This is a genomic window from Pseudomonas sp. HS6, from assembly GCF_023375815.1.
GTDB lineage: Bacteria > Pseudomonadota > Gammaproteobacteria > Pseudomonadales > Pseudomonadaceae > Aquipseudomonas.
This window is the reverse complement of the sequence record NZ_CP067412.1, coordinates 5,477,743-5,491,374: the sequence shown is the minus strand read 5'-3', so window position 1 is coordinate 5,491,374 and position 13,632 is coordinate 5,477,743. Positions and strand designations below refer to the sequence as shown.

The 13,632-nt window shown below is 58.5% G+C and carries 14 protein-coding genes; 4 read left to right on the top strand and 10 right to left on the bottom strand.

What is annotated here, in order from left to right:
- Positions 1 to 6: 6 nt before the first annotated feature.
- A complete protein-coding gene (locus tag JJN09_RS24895) occupies positions 7 to 720 on the top strand; it encodes a DUF3108 domain-containing protein (protein WP_249484189.1) in 714 nt (237 codons plus the stop codon).
- A 53-nt stretch (positions 721 to 773) separates the two neighbouring features.
- Here the strand turns inward: JJN09_RS24895 and JJN09_RS24890 are convergent, their stop codons facing one another.
- Positions 774 to 2,399 (bottom strand): methyl-accepting chemotaxis protein, encoded by a 1,626-nt coding sequence (locus JJN09_RS24890; protein ID WP_249484188.1) that lies wholly within the window; start codon positions 2,397 to 2,399, stop codon positions 774 to 776.
- 376 nt (positions 2,400 to 2,775) lie between these two features.
- Here JJN09_RS24890 and JJN09_RS24885 point away from each other — a divergent pair, with 376 nt between their 5' ends.
- On the top strand, positions 2,776 to 3,192 hold the full coding sequence (locus tag JJN09_RS24885; protein ID WP_096822982.1) for an OsmC family protein: 417 nt from the start codon (positions 2,776 to 2,778) through the stop codon (positions 3,190 to 3,192).
- A gap of 61 nt (positions 3,193 to 3,253) precedes the next feature.
- Positions 3,254 to 4,120, top strand: coding sequence for a pirin family protein (locus JJN09_RS24880; RefSeq protein WP_249484187.1), 867 nt, complete (start codon positions 3,254 to 3,256; stop codon positions 4,118 to 4,120).
- 216 nt (positions 4,121 to 4,336) lie between these two features.
- On the opposite strand, the gene JJN09_RS24875 is transcribed toward JJN09_RS24880, so the two are convergent.
- The 4 genes from JJN09_RS24875 to JJN09_RS24860 form a co-directional block, all read right to left on the bottom strand.
- Positions 4,337 to 5,065, bottom strand: coding sequence for a dienelactone hydrolase family protein (locus JJN09_RS24875; RefSeq protein ID WP_249484186.1), 729 nt, complete (start codon positions 5,063 to 5,065; stop codon positions 4,337 to 4,339).
- Between the two features lie 68 nt (positions 5,066 to 5,133).
- Positions 5,134 to 7,038, bottom strand: a complete 1,905-nt coding sequence (gene htpG, locus JJN09_RS24870; RefSeq protein WP_249484185.1) for a molecular chaperone HtpG — start codon at positions 7,036 to 7,038, stop codon at positions 5,134 to 5,136.
- Between the two features lie 81 nt (positions 7,039 to 7,119).
- On the bottom strand, positions 7,120 to 7,572 hold the full coding sequence (locus JJN09_RS24865) for a PaaI family thioesterase (RefSeq protein ID WP_249484184.1): 453 nt from the start codon (positions 7,570 to 7,572) through the stop codon (positions 7,120 to 7,122).
- Positions 7,569 to 8,045, bottom strand: a complete 477-nt coding sequence (locus JJN09_RS24860; RefSeq protein ID WP_249484183.1) for a PaaI family thioesterase — start codon at positions 8,043 to 8,045, stop codon at positions 7,569 to 7,571. The genes JJN09_RS24865 and JJN09_RS24860 overlap by 4 nt, the downstream gene beginning before the upstream one ends.
- A gap of 158 nt (positions 8,046 to 8,203) precedes the next feature.
- On the opposite strand from JJN09_RS24860, the gene JJN09_RS24855 reads away from it, so the two are divergent.
- Complete coding sequence (locus tag JJN09_RS24855) at positions 8,204 to 8,440, top strand: hypothetical protein (RefSeq protein WP_007959016.1); 237 nt, start codon at positions 8,204 to 8,206, stop codon at positions 8,438 to 8,440.
- A 77-nt stretch (positions 8,441 to 8,517) separates the two neighbouring features.
- Here the strand turns inward: JJN09_RS24855 and JJN09_RS24850 are convergent, their stop codons facing one another.
- From JJN09_RS24850 to sucC, 5 genes are all read right to left on the bottom strand, one after another.
- On the bottom strand, positions 8,518 to 8,919 hold the full coding sequence (locus tag JJN09_RS24850; protein ID WP_096822977.1) for an MAPEG family protein: 402 nt from the start codon (positions 8,917 to 8,919) through the stop codon (positions 8,518 to 8,520).
- Positions 8,919 to 9,656 (bottom strand): DUF599 domain-containing protein, encoded by a 738-nt coding sequence (locus JJN09_RS24845; protein ID WP_249484182.1) that lies wholly within the window; start codon positions 9,654 to 9,656, stop codon positions 8,919 to 8,921. The genes JJN09_RS24850 and JJN09_RS24845 overlap by 1 nt, the downstream gene beginning before the upstream one ends.
- Positions 9,657 to 9,911: 255 nt before the next feature.
- Complete coding sequence (brnQ, locus tag JJN09_RS24840) at positions 9,912 to 11,225, bottom strand: branched-chain amino acid transport system II carrier protein (protein WP_249484181.1); 1,314 nt, start codon at positions 11,223 to 11,225, stop codon at positions 9,912 to 9,914.
- 329 nt (positions 11,226 to 11,554) lie between these two features.
- Complete coding sequence (gene sucD, locus JJN09_RS24835; protein WP_017127973.1) at positions 11,555 to 12,436, bottom strand: succinate--CoA ligase subunit alpha; 882 nt, start codon at positions 12,434 to 12,436, stop codon at positions 11,555 to 11,557.
- Positions 12,436 to 13,602, bottom strand: coding sequence for an ADP-forming succinate--CoA ligase subunit beta (gene sucC, locus JJN09_RS24830; RefSeq protein WP_085732277.1), 1,167 nt, complete (start codon positions 13,600 to 13,602; stop codon positions 12,436 to 12,438). Before sucC ends, sucD begins: the two co-directional genes overlap by 1 nt.
- Between the last annotated feature and the right edge of the window lie 30 nt (positions 13,603 to 13,632).

The window sequence follows — 13,632 nt, the reverse complement described above, 5'->3', positions numbered from 1 at the left end:
GATTTTATGCGTCGCGCCCTGCTCTTCGCTTGCGCTCTGCTCGCCCTGCCTTTCGCCCAGGCGGCAGACCTTCAACCGTTCTCCGCCAGCTACACCGCCGACTGGAAACAGTTGCCCATGAGCGGCACTGCCGAACGCAGCCTGACCAAGGAAGCCAACGGCGTCTGGAAGCTCACCTTCAAGGCGTCGATGATGATCGCCAGCCTGTCCGAAGAAAGCACCCTGACCCTGGACAAGGACACCCTGCTCCCGCAGTCCTACCACTTCGAACGTGGTGGCCTGGGCAAAGCGAAAAAGGCTGACCTGGACTTCGACTGGACCACCAAGATGGTCACCGGCACCGATCGCGGCGACGCGGTAAAAGTCCCGTTGAACCGCGGCATGGTCGACAAGTCCACTTACCAGTTGGCGTTGCAGCATGACGTCGCCGCCGGCAAAAAGACCATGAGTTATCAAGTGGTCGACGGCGGTGAAGTCGATACCTATGACTTCCGCGTATTGGGCTCGGAGAAAGTCGAGACCAAGGCGGGCAAGATCGACGCCATCAAGGTCGAGCGCGTGCGCGACCCGACACAAAGCAAGCGCACCACCGTGATGTGGTTCGCCAAGGACTGGGATTACCTGCTGGTCCGCCTGCAACAGGTCGAAACCGACGGCAAGGAGTACAACATCATGCTCCTGGACGGCACGGTCAACGGCAAGACTGTCAAAGGCAGTTGATTCAACGAAAAGCCCCGCGATTGCGGGGCTTTTTTTCGCCTGTCGAACGGTGATCAAACCGAGAATTTCGCCACCATATTGTTCAGATCCACCGCCAGCCGCGACAACTCCTGGCTCGCGGCACTGGTCTGATTGGCCCCGGCGGAGGTCTGCATCGCCAGATCGCGGATGTTCATCAGGTTACGGTCCACCTCCCGCGCCACCGCAGCCTGCTCTTCCGACGCACTGGCGATCACCAGATTGCGCTCGTTGATCAAGGTGAACGCCGACGCAATTTCCTCCAGCGCCACCCCGGCAGCTTTCGCCAGATCGAGGGTCGAACGCGCGCGGACATTGCTCTGCTGCATCGAACTGACCGCCGAATCGGTGCCCTGCTGGATACCGCCGATCATCTGTTCGATTTCCTGGGTCGATTGCTGAGTACGATGGGCCAGCGCCCGGACTTCGTCGGCCACCACCGCGAAGCCACGCCCGGCGTCACCGGCGCGGGCAGCCTCGATCGCCGCGTTCAGCGCCAGAAGATTGGTCTGTTCGGCAATCGAGCGGATCACCTCCAGCACTTTGCTGATGCTGTAGACCTTCTGCGCCAGATCCTCCACCTGCGTGGCGTTGGCAGTGACATCATCCGCCAGCAGTTCGATGGAGGACACAGTCTGCTGCACTTGCTCACGGCCATGCTGGGCAATGCGATCCGACTCGCGCGACGCCTCGGAAGTCGCCACGGCGTTGCTGGCGACCTCCTCCACCGCCGCAGTCATCTGATTGACTGCCGTGGCGGCCTGTTCGATCTCCAGGCTCTGCTGATGCAGCCCGCGCGTCGCATCTTCGGTGACGCAACTCAGCTCCTCCGAGGCCGAAGCCAACTGACTGGAAGACTCCGAGATCTGCCGGATGGTGTCGCGCAAGTTGTGCTGCATGCTTTTGAGCGCGTGCAGCAGCCGTGCCGGCTCATCCTTGCCGATGATGCTGATATCGCCGGTCAGATCGCCGCCGGCCACCACCTCGGCAACCCCCAGCGATTGCGAGAGCGGTACCACGATACTGCGGGTGAGCAGCAGCGCCAGACCAATGGTGATCAGCGCAGTGATGCCGATCATCACCCCGACCCAGACCCGCGAATTGATAAACACCAGCCGTGCCGCCTCCGTGGCGAGGTTGGCATTGTGCTTGTTCAGCTCCACCAACTCTTTAAGCGTGACCGCAATATCGTCGGCCAGCGGACTCATCTGCGCATTGAGAATGCTTGCCGCCTCTTCCACCCGGCTCTGGGCCGACAGCGCCATCACCTGAGCCTGAAGTTCCAGATACTTGTGCTCGGCCACCTTGAAGCGGTCGAACAGCGCCCGCTCCTCGGGCAACACGATCAATACGTCGTAGCGCTGCTGGGCTTCGCTCAACACACCACGCAGCTCGTTGAGCTTGGCGACATTCTGATCGAGCGCCTGAGGATCGCGATTGAGCAACAGGCGCATGGTCAGGGCGCGCAGGCGCAGCATGTCCTGACTCATTTCACCCACCGCCATCACGCTCGGCAACCAGTTGTTGTCGACCTCATCGGACTGAGCGCGCATGTTCGACATTTGCAGCAAAGCGAATGCGCCAAGGCCGAACACCATCAACGCCAACAGGCCGAAGCCCAGCCCGGCACGGGGGGCAATATTGAGACTACGGATACTCATTGCTCTGGTTCCTTCCAAAAGCGCTGCATCAACCCTGCAGCTGGCTGCTTTAGAAGGTATCGGCCCGGCGAAAATTTGCGTAAGACCAAAACGTGATATCAAAAGGCCTTAATACTTCGAACCCTTGGCATTAACGATTCAGCGTCGATTTGCCGGACTTGAACACCGTTCGATGCAAGATCAATAAGAAGTTATTGGAAAACCCTGAAACAAACCCGCAGGTGAAACACCGACACAAGTAATCGTCAACTCAACGGCATAACCTGTCGCCCTGCCGCGTACCGGCAAGAAAGTGGAACGCGCCCCTGCGGGAATGCTCTATACCTGCAAGGTCTTATTTGATCGAATGACTTTTCCTACCGCTTGCGAGGTTCACATGACCGTCACCGTCAATACCATCTCCGCCGAAGGTTTCCGTCACACCGTACAGATCGATGAGCACGAACTGTTTGCCGATGTCCCGACGACTGCCGGCGGCGAAGGCTCGGCTCCGGAGCCACACGATTACTTCGACGCCGCCCTCGGCGCCTGCAAGGCTCTGACGCTGAAGCTGTACGCGAAGAAAAAAGACATTCCGCTTACCGGCGTCGGTGTCGAGGTCAAGCGCGACAACAGTCAGGAACAGAAAGGCAAGTACGCCCTGCACGTCACCCTGACACTTAAAGGCGTGCTCACCGACGCACAACGCGAAGAGCTGTTGCGAGTGGCGGATCGCTGCCCGATTCACAAACTGATGACCACCAGCGAAGTCACCATCGAAACCCACGCCCCACAAGGCTTCGACAGCCAGTAATCACCAACACGACACCGGCGGGTTATGCTCCACGCATCACCCGCTCAGCCTGGAATGGACCATGGACACCCAACCCCTGATCATCCGCCCGCGCGCCGAAGACGTCGAAGGCCAGCCGATCCTGCGCCCGCTGCCGTCAGCCAAATGCCGCAGCGTCGGCCCTTTCGTGTTTTTCGATCACATGCTCGAAACGGTTTATCCCGCAGGCAAAGGGATGAACATCCGACAGCATCCGCACATTGGTCTGTCGACCTTGACCTATCTGTTTGAGGGGCAGATCCAGCACAAGGACAGCCTCGGCTCCGATCAAGTCGTCAGCGCCGGCGATGTCAGCTGGATGACGGCGGGCAGCGCGATTGCCCATGTCGAGCGCACACCCGAACCTCTGTGGGAACAGAGCTTCAAGATGCACGGGCTGCAAATCTGGCTCGCCTCGCCCAAGAATCACGAACAGGGTCCCGGGCATTACAGCCATCACCCAGCGTCGACATTGCCAGTCAGCGATAACCTCGGTGTACAGATCCGCATGATTGCCGGGTCAGGCTTTTGCCTGGAATCGCCGGTGCCGGTGCTTTCTCCGACGCTGTATGCAGAACTGAAGATGCAAACGGCAACCACACTGCTGATCCCGACCGAACATGAAGAGCGGGCGCTGTATGTGTTGAGCGGTGATGTGCAATTGAATGGCGAAGCGGTCGAACCGCATGCGCTGGTGGTGTTGCCGGCCAGGGAAGATATGAGTCTGTTCGCAGAGAGCGACAGTCATGCCGTACTGTTCGGCGGCGCACCACTGGACGGGCCTCGGCGGATCAACTGGAATTTTGTGGCGAGCGATCCGGCGGCGATCGATGAGGCGCGGCGCAAGTGGGCGGTTGGGGATTGGCCTACGGTGCCGGGGGAAGTCGAGCGGATTGAATTGCCGCGTTAAACCGCCCGCCCTCACCCCAGCCCTCTCCCGGGGGGAGAGGGAGCCGACCGTGGTGTCTTGCGTCATACATCGACCTGAAAGACCGAGTCGATTATGGATTCGGTGATTCACTTTCAGGTCGATGCAACTCTCGAGAAACTCACGGTCAGTCCCCTCTCCCTTTGGGAGAGGGTTAGGGTGAGGGGCTTTCGCTTTTGGCTTTTCGCTTTTCGCTTTTCAGCCCTTGAACACTTCTTCCAGCAAGTCATGCATCGACTTGAACGCCCGCGCAGCGGTTTTCGCGTCGTACATCATCTTGCCCGGCACATTGGCGTGCGGATCGGTGAACGAGTGCACCGCGCCGCCGTAGCTCAGCAATTGCCAGTCCACACCGGCGGCGTTCATCTCGTCTTCGAATGCCGGCAGTTGCTCTTTCGGCACCAGCGGATCGGAAGCGCCGTGCAGCACCAGCACCGAGCCCTTGATGTTTTTCGCATCCGCCGGGTTCGGCGAATCCAGCGTGCCGTGGAACGATACTGCCGCTTTGATTGCAGCACCTGTACGGGCCAGATCCAGTGCACAGCACCCGCCGAAACAGAAACCGAACACCGCCAGTTTCGACGTATCAACCGCCGCTTCGCCCTGTTTCTGCAATTGTTCGAACGCTGCCTGCATACGCTTGCGCAGCAGTGCACGGTCATTTTTCAGCGGCATCATCGCCGCGCCCGCCTGGTCGCCGTTCTGCGGACGCACCGCTTGCCCGTACACGTCGGCGATCAGCACCACGTAGCCCTTGGCCGCCACCGATTTGGCGATTTCTTCAGCGCCAGCGCTGACACCCATCCAGTTCGGCGCCATCAACAGGCCCGGACGCGCACCTTTGTGCTCGGCGTCGAACGCCAGGCGGCCTTCATAAGGCTGGCCGTCAATCTGATAGACCACGGAACGTACAGTGACTTGGCTCATTTCTGACTCCTGATTGGTTGAACACCAGAATGAAAAAACCCGCCGAAGCGGGTTTTTCTACAGCCTGATCAAGCGGACAGCTCGACCAGCAGCTTGTTCAGGCGGCTCACGTACGCGGCCGGGTCTTTCAAGCTGTCGCCAGCCGCCAGGGCGGCCTGGTCGAAGAGGATGTGCGACAGGTCGCCAAAACGCTCTTCGCTGGTCTCGTTGTCGAGCTTCGCTATCAGTGGGTGGCTCGGGTTGAATTCGAAGATCGGCTTCGAATCCGGCACCTTCTGCCCGCTGGCCTCGAGGATCTGACGCATTTGCAGACCCAGGTCCTGCTCACCGATGGCCAGAATGGCCGGCGAATCGGTCAAACGATGGGAAACGCGGACTTCGGCAACGGAGTCGCCCAGTGCGGTTTTCAGACGCTCAACCAGACCTTCCTTCGACTTGGCGACTTCTTCTGCGGCCTTCTTGTCCTCTTCCGAGTCCAGGTTGCCCAGGTCCAGGTCACCGCGCGCGACGTCGACAAAGCTCTTGCCGTCGAATTCGCTGAGGTAGCTCATCAGCCACTCGTCGATACGGTCGGTCAGCAGCAGCACTTCGATGCCTTTCTTGCGGAAGACTTCCAGGTGCGGGCTGTTCTTGACCTGCGCGTAGGTTTCGCCGGTCAGGTAGTAGATCTTGTCCTGACCCTCCTTGGCGCGGGCCAGGTAGTCGGCCAGACCGACGAGCTGCTCGCCGTCGTCGCCGTTGGTCGATGCGAAACGCAGCAGACCGGCAATTTTTTCCTTGTTGGCGAAATCTTCTGCCGGGCCTTCTTTCATGACCTGACCGAAGTTTTTCCAGAAGCCCTTGTATTGCTCAGGCTCGTTCTTCGCCAGTTTTTCCAGCATGTCCAGCACGCGCTTGGTCAGCGCCGACTTCATCGAGTCGATGATCGGGTCTTTCTGCAGGATTTCCCGCGACACGTTCAGCGACAGGTCGTTGGAGTCGACCACGCCCTTGATGAAGCGCAGGTACAGCGGCAGGAACGACTCTGCCTGATCCATTACAAATACGCGCTGTACGTACAACTTCAGGCCTTTCGGCGCTTCACGCTGGTACAGATCGAACGGTGCACGGGCCGGCACGTACAGCAGCGAGCTGTACTCGAGCTTGCCTTCGACCTTGTTGTGGCTCCAGGCCAGCGGATTTTCGAAGTCGTGGGCGATGTGCTTGTAGAACTCCTGGTATTCCTCATCCTTCACTTCAGTGCGAGGACGGGTCCACAGGGCGCTGGCGCGGTTGACGGTTTCCCATTCAACTTCAGGTTTCTCTTCACCTTCGGCAGCGGCCACTTCTTTCGGCAGCTCGATCGGCAGCGCGATGTGGTCGGAGTACTTCTTGATGATGTTGCGCAGACGCCAGCCATCGGCGAACTCGTCTTCGTCTTTTTTCAGGTGCAGGACGATGCGGGTGCCACGCTCAGGCTTGTCGATGGTAGCGACTTCGAACTCGCCCTCGCCTTTCGACGACCAGTGCACGCCTTCGCTCGAAGCAGTGCCGGCGCGGCGGCTGTACACATCAACTTTGTCAGCAACGATGAAGGCCGAGTAGAAGCCCACACCGAACTGGCCGATCAGGTGCGAATCCTTCTTCTGATCGCCCGACAGGTTTTTCATGAAATCAGCGGTGCCGGATTTGGCGATGGTCCCCAGGTGGGTGATCACATCGTCGCGGTTCATGCCGATGCCGTTGTCTTCGAGGGTGACGGTTTTGGCGTCCTTGTCGAAGCTCACACGGATTTTCAGCTCAGCGCCACCTTCGAGCAACTCAGGCTTGGCCAGGGCTTCGAAGCGCAATTTGTCGACGGCGTCGGAGGCGTTCGAGATCAATTCGCGAAGGAAGATTTCCTTGTTGGAATACAGCGAATGGATCATGAGGTGCAGCAGTTGCTTCACCTCGGTCTGGAAGCCCAGGGTTTCCTTTTGAGTTTCCACACTCATGGTCATCAAACTCCAATCAGATGGCATTGGCCGCGACCCAAATGGTCTGCGGCGGGTTGTTCACTGAGTTGGGGGCGGTGTTCAGGATTTCAAGGGCTCGTCGATTTTGAAGTGGGCGCGCGCCGTGGCAATCGGTTCGCTTTCGGTGCTTTGCCAGGCCGTGACCGCAACGTTGGCCACCCGCCGGCCCTGACGACAGACCTGACACCTGGCCCAGGTATCGCGAAACTGCCCGGCCCGCAGGTAATCGAGGGAAAAGTCGATGATCTTCGGCACACCGGGCGCACCGGTGAAAATCAGCAGATGCAGGGCTGCTGACAGCTCCATGAACCCGGCAATCACCCCGCCGTGGATCGCCGGCAATAAAGGGTTACCAATGTTGTCCTTGTTCGCTGGCAGCTTGAACAGCAGGTCATCACCGACTCGCGAACATTCGACGCCGATCAGTCCGGCGTAGGGAATCAGCTTCAGCAGCGGCGCGTAGTCAGCCTTTTCGTGGGCCTCTTGCAGCTGCTGTTTGAAATCATCGTTCATTGGCTGTCTCCCTTGATCGCGCCACCAAAGCCTTTGGTGCCTTTAAGGCCCTTGCCCATGCGCATGAACGTGCCGACGACGTGGGCGATGGGTTGCTCGGGATCATCCTGATAAGCGAAGCCCCGGGCGAAGATCACGTCGGTGGTGACCCGGTAACACTGGGCGAAGCCATAGACATCTTTATGCGGTTCGGCGGCATGCATGTAGTCGATGCGCAGATCGAGGGTCGGGCAGACTTCGAATTCCGGCAGGACACACAGGGTCGACATGCCGCACGCAGTGTCCATCAGCGACGTGATCGCCCCGCCGTGGACCACGCCGGTCAGCGGGTTGCCAACAATTTGTGCGCTGTACGGCAAGACCACCGTCAGGCCTTCACTGCTGGCACTGTGCACTTTCAAACCCAGTACCTGACAGTGGCGCAGGGCCGAAAGAAAGCGGGTCGCGCGCTCAAAAACAGGGTTTTCGGCCATTTGATAATTACTCTTGTTAGTCACTGTTCCCGGTAGTGGAAAGAACAGCAAAAGTTCCATTGCAAAACAAACTTATATATCTGAGAGAAATGAGGAACTTAACCCTCGGGGCTGCGCTCTTAAGGCCAGTAGTTATTTTCCATAAGGAGAAACACCCCATGCGTAAGACTTTAGCTATTGCCTTGATGTTGACCGCTTCCCTCGGTCTCGCAGCCTGCGATAAAAAATCCGAGGACAAAGCTCAAGATGCCAACCAACATGCTGAACAAGCTCAGCAAGACATGAACAAAGCTCAGGATAAAGTGAACGACGCAGCGAAAGAAAACGCCGAAGCTGCCAAAGCTCAGGCCGAATCGAACGCTGCAGCGCAAGAAGAAGCTGCCAAGAAGCAATAAGCCGCTTCTGGATGGCAAAAAAGAAAACCCGCCAAGTGCGGGTTTTCTTTTGCCTGTCATTTTTTGGTAATGCCGTGTTAGAGCAAGACAGTTCTAAAAGTCGGACTAATCATCAACAACAATGAACACACTAAGCCGATCAGCCAGACCAGACTGCGCAGCTTGGGAATATCCGCCAGGTAGAACCACAAGTAGAGGATTCGTGCGATCACGAAGATGATCGCCAACGTATCGATCAGCCATCCCGCCGTCTGCGTGGTATGCGCCATCAACACGCCAACGGCAAACAAGATGAACGCTTCGATGCTGTTCTGATGCGCTGCCAGTGCCCGGGCCCCATAACCGGTGAGTTGCGCCTGTTGCTGACGCGGCAAGTGGTTGTTGTAACCCCCCTGCTCTTTCATGGCCTTGCCCACGGGCATGCGCGCCACGTAGATCAACAACGCACTGATAAACACACACCAGAACGGAATACTCATCAAGCAGCCTCTTTGATCGTTTCGGGCAATGGCGCCTCTGTAGGGGTATAGACCATTACATCAAGCACGTCGGAATGAAACTCGCGGCGATACAACACCAGCACCACGCCTGCGCTCATCAGCATGAACAGCCAGGGGCTGACGAACCACGCCAGCATGCTGATGCCGAAGTAATAGGAACGCAGACCAAAGTTGAACTGGTTGGCCGCCATCGAAATCACCCGCGCCGCCCGCGAAGCGAACGCCTTGCGCTCCTGCTCGGACACGTGCCGCTCGCCGATCATCGGCGCCGAGCCGATCAGGATCGCCGCGAAGTTGTACTGACGCATGCACCAGCTGAACGTGAAGAAGGCGTAGACAAACACCAGCGCCAGGCACAGCAACTTGATCTCCGACATGCCTTGGGAAGCCTGCTGCACCATCGGAATATCCGCCAGCAACGACACCGCACGTTCCGAGGCGCCGAGCACGGTGAGAATGCCCGCCAGGATGATCAGCGTGCTGGAAGCGAAGAACGAGGCGTTGCGCTCAAGGTTGCCGATCACGCTGGTGTCGGCGATGCGGTTATCACGCAGCAGCATGCGGCGCATCCAGTCTTCGCGGTACAGGTGCAACACGCTGGCCAGGCACGCCGTGTCACGGCCCTTCCAGGTCGCATAACGGGTGTAACCGCCCCAGCAGATGACGAACCAGAGCGCGGCAAGCAGGTGGATCAGGTTGGCTTGGATGAATGACATGCAATTCCCTGTGGAGTATGAAAGCGGCACCTGTGGGAGCGAGCTTGCTCGAGATGGCGCCGGCACATTCTGAATAGATGTGACAGACGCACCGCCATCGCGAGCAGATCCACTCTCGCACAAAAGCTTTGCTTGCTTCGACGCTGGATCACGGAAAAAGACACTGCCTGAAACCCATAAAAAATGCCCCGTATCGATTGATACGGGGCATTTCTGTTTAATCGCTCGACAGCCGCTTGTGGCGGCCCGGCAATCTTAGGCGAGTGCTTCGGCGCGCTTGCCCAGCAGGCGATCGCAAACCACGGCAACTACCAGGGTCATCACGCACGGCACCAACCACGCTAGACCTTGCTCGCTCAGCGGCAGGTGGGCCAGTTGCGACGGCAGCCAATCAGCCAGACCGGCGCCTTTCAAGGCGTCGATGGTGCCGAACACGAACGACACCAGCATCACCGGGCCCATGATGCGGCTCTGCTCATGCCAGAAGGCGGCACAGAAGCTCAGGGCCACCAGCACGATGCACGGCGGGTAGATCGCGGTCAGCACCGGGATCGAGAACGCGATCAGCTTGGTCAGGCCCAGGTTGGACACCAGCAGCGAGAATGCAGCCAGGATGATCACCAGCGTCTTGTACGACAGCGGCAATACGCGGCTGAAGTACTCGGCGCAGGCGCAGGTCAGGCCAACCGCAGTTACGAGACACGCCAGGGAGATCAGCACCGCAAGGAAACCGCTGCCCAGCGAACCGAAGGTGTGTTGCACGTAAGCGTGCAGCACCGCCGCGCCGTTGGTAGCGCCAGCGGCCACTTCATGGCTGCCGGAACCCAGACGGAACAGGCTGACATACACCAGCGCCAGACCGACGCCGGCAATCAGCCCGGCGATGATTGCGTAACGGGTGATCAGCGCCGGCGACTCGACGCCACGGGAGCGGATCGCGTTGACGATGACGATGCCGAACACCAGAGCGCCGAGGGTATCCATGGTCAGGTAACCATTGATGAAGCCCTGGGAGAACGGTGCCGCAACGTATTCCGGAGTGGCCACGCCGATGTCACCGGCCGGCAGCGCAAACGCAGCGATGCCGAGTACCGCCAGAGCGATGATTTTCAGCGGCGCGAGGAAGCGTCCTACGGTGTCCAGCAAACGGCCCGGGTAGAGCGAGATGAAGAACACCAGCAGGAAGTACACCGAGCTGTAGAGGAACAGCGCCAGCGGGCTTTCGCCGGTCAGCGGCGCCAGGCCTACTTCGAACGACACGGTCGCGGTACGCGGCGTTGCGAACAGCGGGCCGACTGCGAGATAGCACGCCGCCGCCAGCACGCCACCGGCAATCTTGCCGATCGGGCTGCTCAGGGAATCCATCGCTCCGCCGACCTTGGCCAGCGCCACGACGGTGATCACCGGCAGACCGACCGCCGTGATCAGGAAGCCCAGCGCCGCCATCCAGACGTGAGGCCCGGACTGCAAACCGACGATAGGCGGGAAGATGATGTTACCGGCCCCGACGAACAGGGCGAATGTCATAAAACCAAGTGCCAGGATGTCCTGACCTTTCAAAACTTTCATTAAGGAAATACCACACTACTGAATCGGAATTTAGAGGGGGATTTCCCTGTGGGGTTAGGGAAATGCTGTCAATCCGTATGGGACTGACCCGTTTAGCGCGTTGCATGCCTTGTGGGCGGCAGACGCAAAAATGGCTGCTAGCCTAACGAATTTGTCTGACAAACGCACTGTTTGAGGGCGAACTATCCGATACGCGACGTGTCTGTGTCGCGTTTTTGCATGTTATTGGGCGAGAGCCTATAAATCGCCATCGTCAAATAAACATCAGAAACGACAAAGGCCACCCGAAGGTGGCCTTTGTTTGGTAAAGCGTCAGCTAAGCGCGAGGCTTACTTGACAGCCCAACCAGTCAGCTCGGCCAGGGCCTTGCCGATGTCTGCCAGCGAACGCACGGTTTTCACGCCTGCGTCTTGCAGAGCAGCGAATTTCTCGTCTGCAGTGCCTTTGCCGCCGGAGATGATTGCGCCAGCATGGCCCATGCGCTTGCCCGGAGGAGCAGTCACACCAGCGATGTAGGAAACAACCGGCTTGGTCACGTGTGCCTTGATGTAGGCAGCCGCTTCTTCTTCAGCCGAACCGCCGATCTCGCCGATCATCACGATCGCCTCGGTCTTCGGGTCTTCCTGGAACAGCTTCAGGATGTCGATGAAGTTCGAACCCGGGATCGGGTCACCACCGATGCCGACGCAAGTCGACTGACCGAAACCGGCGTCAGTAGTTTGCTTGACAGCTTCGTAGGTCAGGGTGCCGGAACGGGAAACGATACCGACCTTGCCAGGCAAGTGAATGTGACCTGGCATGATGCCGATCTTGCATTCGCCTGGGGTGATCACGCCTGGGCAGTTAGGGCCGATCAGGATAACACCCAGCTCGTCGCACTTAACTTTAGCGTCCAGCATGTCCAGGGTAGGAATGCCTTCGGTGATGCAGACGATCAGCTTGATGCCGCCGAACGCTGCTTCCAGGATCGAGTCCTTGCAGAAAGGAGCCGGAACGTAGATTACGCTGGCGGTGGCGCCAGTGGCAGCTACGGCGTCTTTCACGGTGTTGAACACTGGCAGACCCAGGTGCTCGGTGCCGCCTTTGCCCGGAGTTACGCCGCCAACCATCTTGGTGCCGTATTCGATGGCTTGCTGGGTGTGGAAGCTACCTTGCGAACCGGTAATACCCTGGCAGATAACTTTGGTGTCTTTATTGATCAGGACGCTCATTACTTGCCCTCCGCAGCTTTAACGACTTGTTGAGCAGCGTCGGTCAGGCTGGTAGCAGCGATGATGTTCAAACCGCTTTCTGCCAGTACTTTAGCGCCCAGTTCAGCGTTGTTGCCTTCAAGACGAACAACAACCGGGATTTTCACGCCGACTTCTTTCACTGCACCGATGATGCCTTCGGCAATCATGTCGCAACGAACGATGCCGCCGAAGATGTTAACCAGTACTGCAGCGACGTTGGTGTCGGACAGAATGATTTTGAATGCTTCGGTAACGCGTTCTTTGGTAGCACCACCACCTACGTCGAGGAAGTTGGCTGGCTTGCCGCCGTGCAGGTTGACGATGTCCATGGTACCCATGGCCAGGCCGGCACCGTTCACCATGCAGCCGATGTTGCCTTCCAGCGCTACGTAGTTCAGTTCGAACTTGGCAGCGTGCGCTTCGCGCGGATCGTCCTGCGACGGATCGTGGAAAGTCTTCAGCTTAGGCTGACGGTACATTGCGTTGGCGTCGATGTTGATCTTGGCGTCCAGGCAGTGCAGATCGCCGTCAGCCTTGATCACCAGCGGGTTCACTTCCAGCAGAGCCAGGTCGTGATCCTTGAACAGCTTGGCCAGACCTACGAAGATCTTGGCGAACTGAGCAACCTGCTTGCCTTCCAGACCCAGCTGGAATGCCAGCTCGCGACCCTGGAATGGCTGAGCGCCAACCAGTGGATCGATAGTGGCTTTCAGAATTTTTTCTGGAGTGTCGTGAGCGATTTTCTCGATGTCCACGCCACCTTCGGTGGAAGCCATGAACACGATGCGACGGCTCGAACGGTCAACGACAGCGCCCAGGTACAGCTCTTTAGCGATATCAGTGCACGATTCAACCAGGATCTTGGTGACTGGCTGGCCATTGGCATCAGTCTGGTAAGTCACCAGACGCTTGCCCAGCCACTGCTGTGCGAAGGCTTTGGCGTCTTCTTTGCTGCGAACCAGCTTAACGCCGCCCGCTTTACCGCGACCACCGGCGTGAACCTGAGCTTTGACAACCCACTCGTTGCCGCCGATTTTGTCGCAAGCTTCTGCTGCTGCTTCCGGGGTGTCTACTGCATAACCAGTGGAAACTGGCAGGCCGTATTCAGCGAACAGCTGCTTACCCTGATACTCGTGAAGATTCATGCTTTTTACCGTCTTCGTTAGGTACTGCGC

Excerpts from the sequence above, each read along its gene's own strand:
- JJN09_RS24895 (WP_249484189.1), top strand. The coding sequence starts at position 7 with ATGCGTCGCGCCCTGCTCTTCGCTTGCGCTCTGCTCGCCCTGCCTTTC.
- JJN09_RS24890 (WP_249484188.1), bottom strand. The coding sequence starts at position 2,399 with ATGAGTATCCGTAGTCTCAATATTGCCCCCCGTGCCGGGCTGGGCTTC.
- JJN09_RS24885 (WP_096822982.1), top strand. The coding sequence starts at position 2,776 with ATGACCGTCACCGTCAATACCATCTCCGCCGAAGGTTTCCGTCACACC.
- JJN09_RS24880 (WP_249484187.1), top strand. The coding sequence starts at position 3,254 with ATGGACACCCAACCCCTGATCATCCGCCCGCGCGCCGAAGACGTCGAA.
- JJN09_RS24875 (WP_249484186.1), bottom strand. The coding sequence starts at position 5,065 with ATGAGCCAAGTCACTGTACGTTCCGTGGTCTATCAGATTGACGGCCAG.
- htpG (WP_249484185.1), bottom strand. The coding sequence starts at position 7,038 with ATGAGTGTGGAAACTCAAAAGGAAACCCTGGGCTTCCAGACCGAGGTG.
- JJN09_RS24865 (WP_249484184.1), bottom strand. The coding sequence starts at position 7,572 with ATGAACGATGATTTCAAACAGCAGCTGCAAGAGGCCCACGAAAAGGCT.
- JJN09_RS24860 (WP_249484183.1), bottom strand. The coding sequence starts at position 8,045 with ATGGCCGAAAACCCTGTTTTTGAGCGCGCGACCCGCTTTCTTTCGGCC.
- JJN09_RS24855 (WP_007959016.1), top strand. The coding sequence starts at position 8,204 with ATGCGTAAGACTTTAGCTATTGCCTTGATGTTGACCGCTTCCCTCGGT.
- JJN09_RS24850 (WP_096822977.1), bottom strand. The coding sequence starts at position 8,919 with ATGAGTATTCCGTTCTGGTGTGTGTTTATCAGTGCGTTGTTGATCTAC.
- JJN09_RS24845 (WP_249484182.1), bottom strand. The coding sequence starts at position 9,656 with ATGTCATTCATCCAAGCCAACCTGATCCACCTGCTTGCCGCGCTCTGG.
- brnQ (WP_249484181.1), bottom strand. The coding sequence starts at position 11,225 with ATGAAAGTTTTGAAAGGTCAGGACATCCTGGCACTTGGTTTTATGACA.
- sucD (WP_017127973.1), bottom strand. The coding sequence starts at position 12,436 with ATGAGCGTCCTGATCAATAAAGACACCAAAGTTATCTGCCAGGGTATT.
- sucC (WP_085732277.1), bottom strand. The coding sequence starts at position 13,602 with ATGAATCTTCACGAGTATCAGGGTAAGCAGCTGTTCGCTGAATACGGC.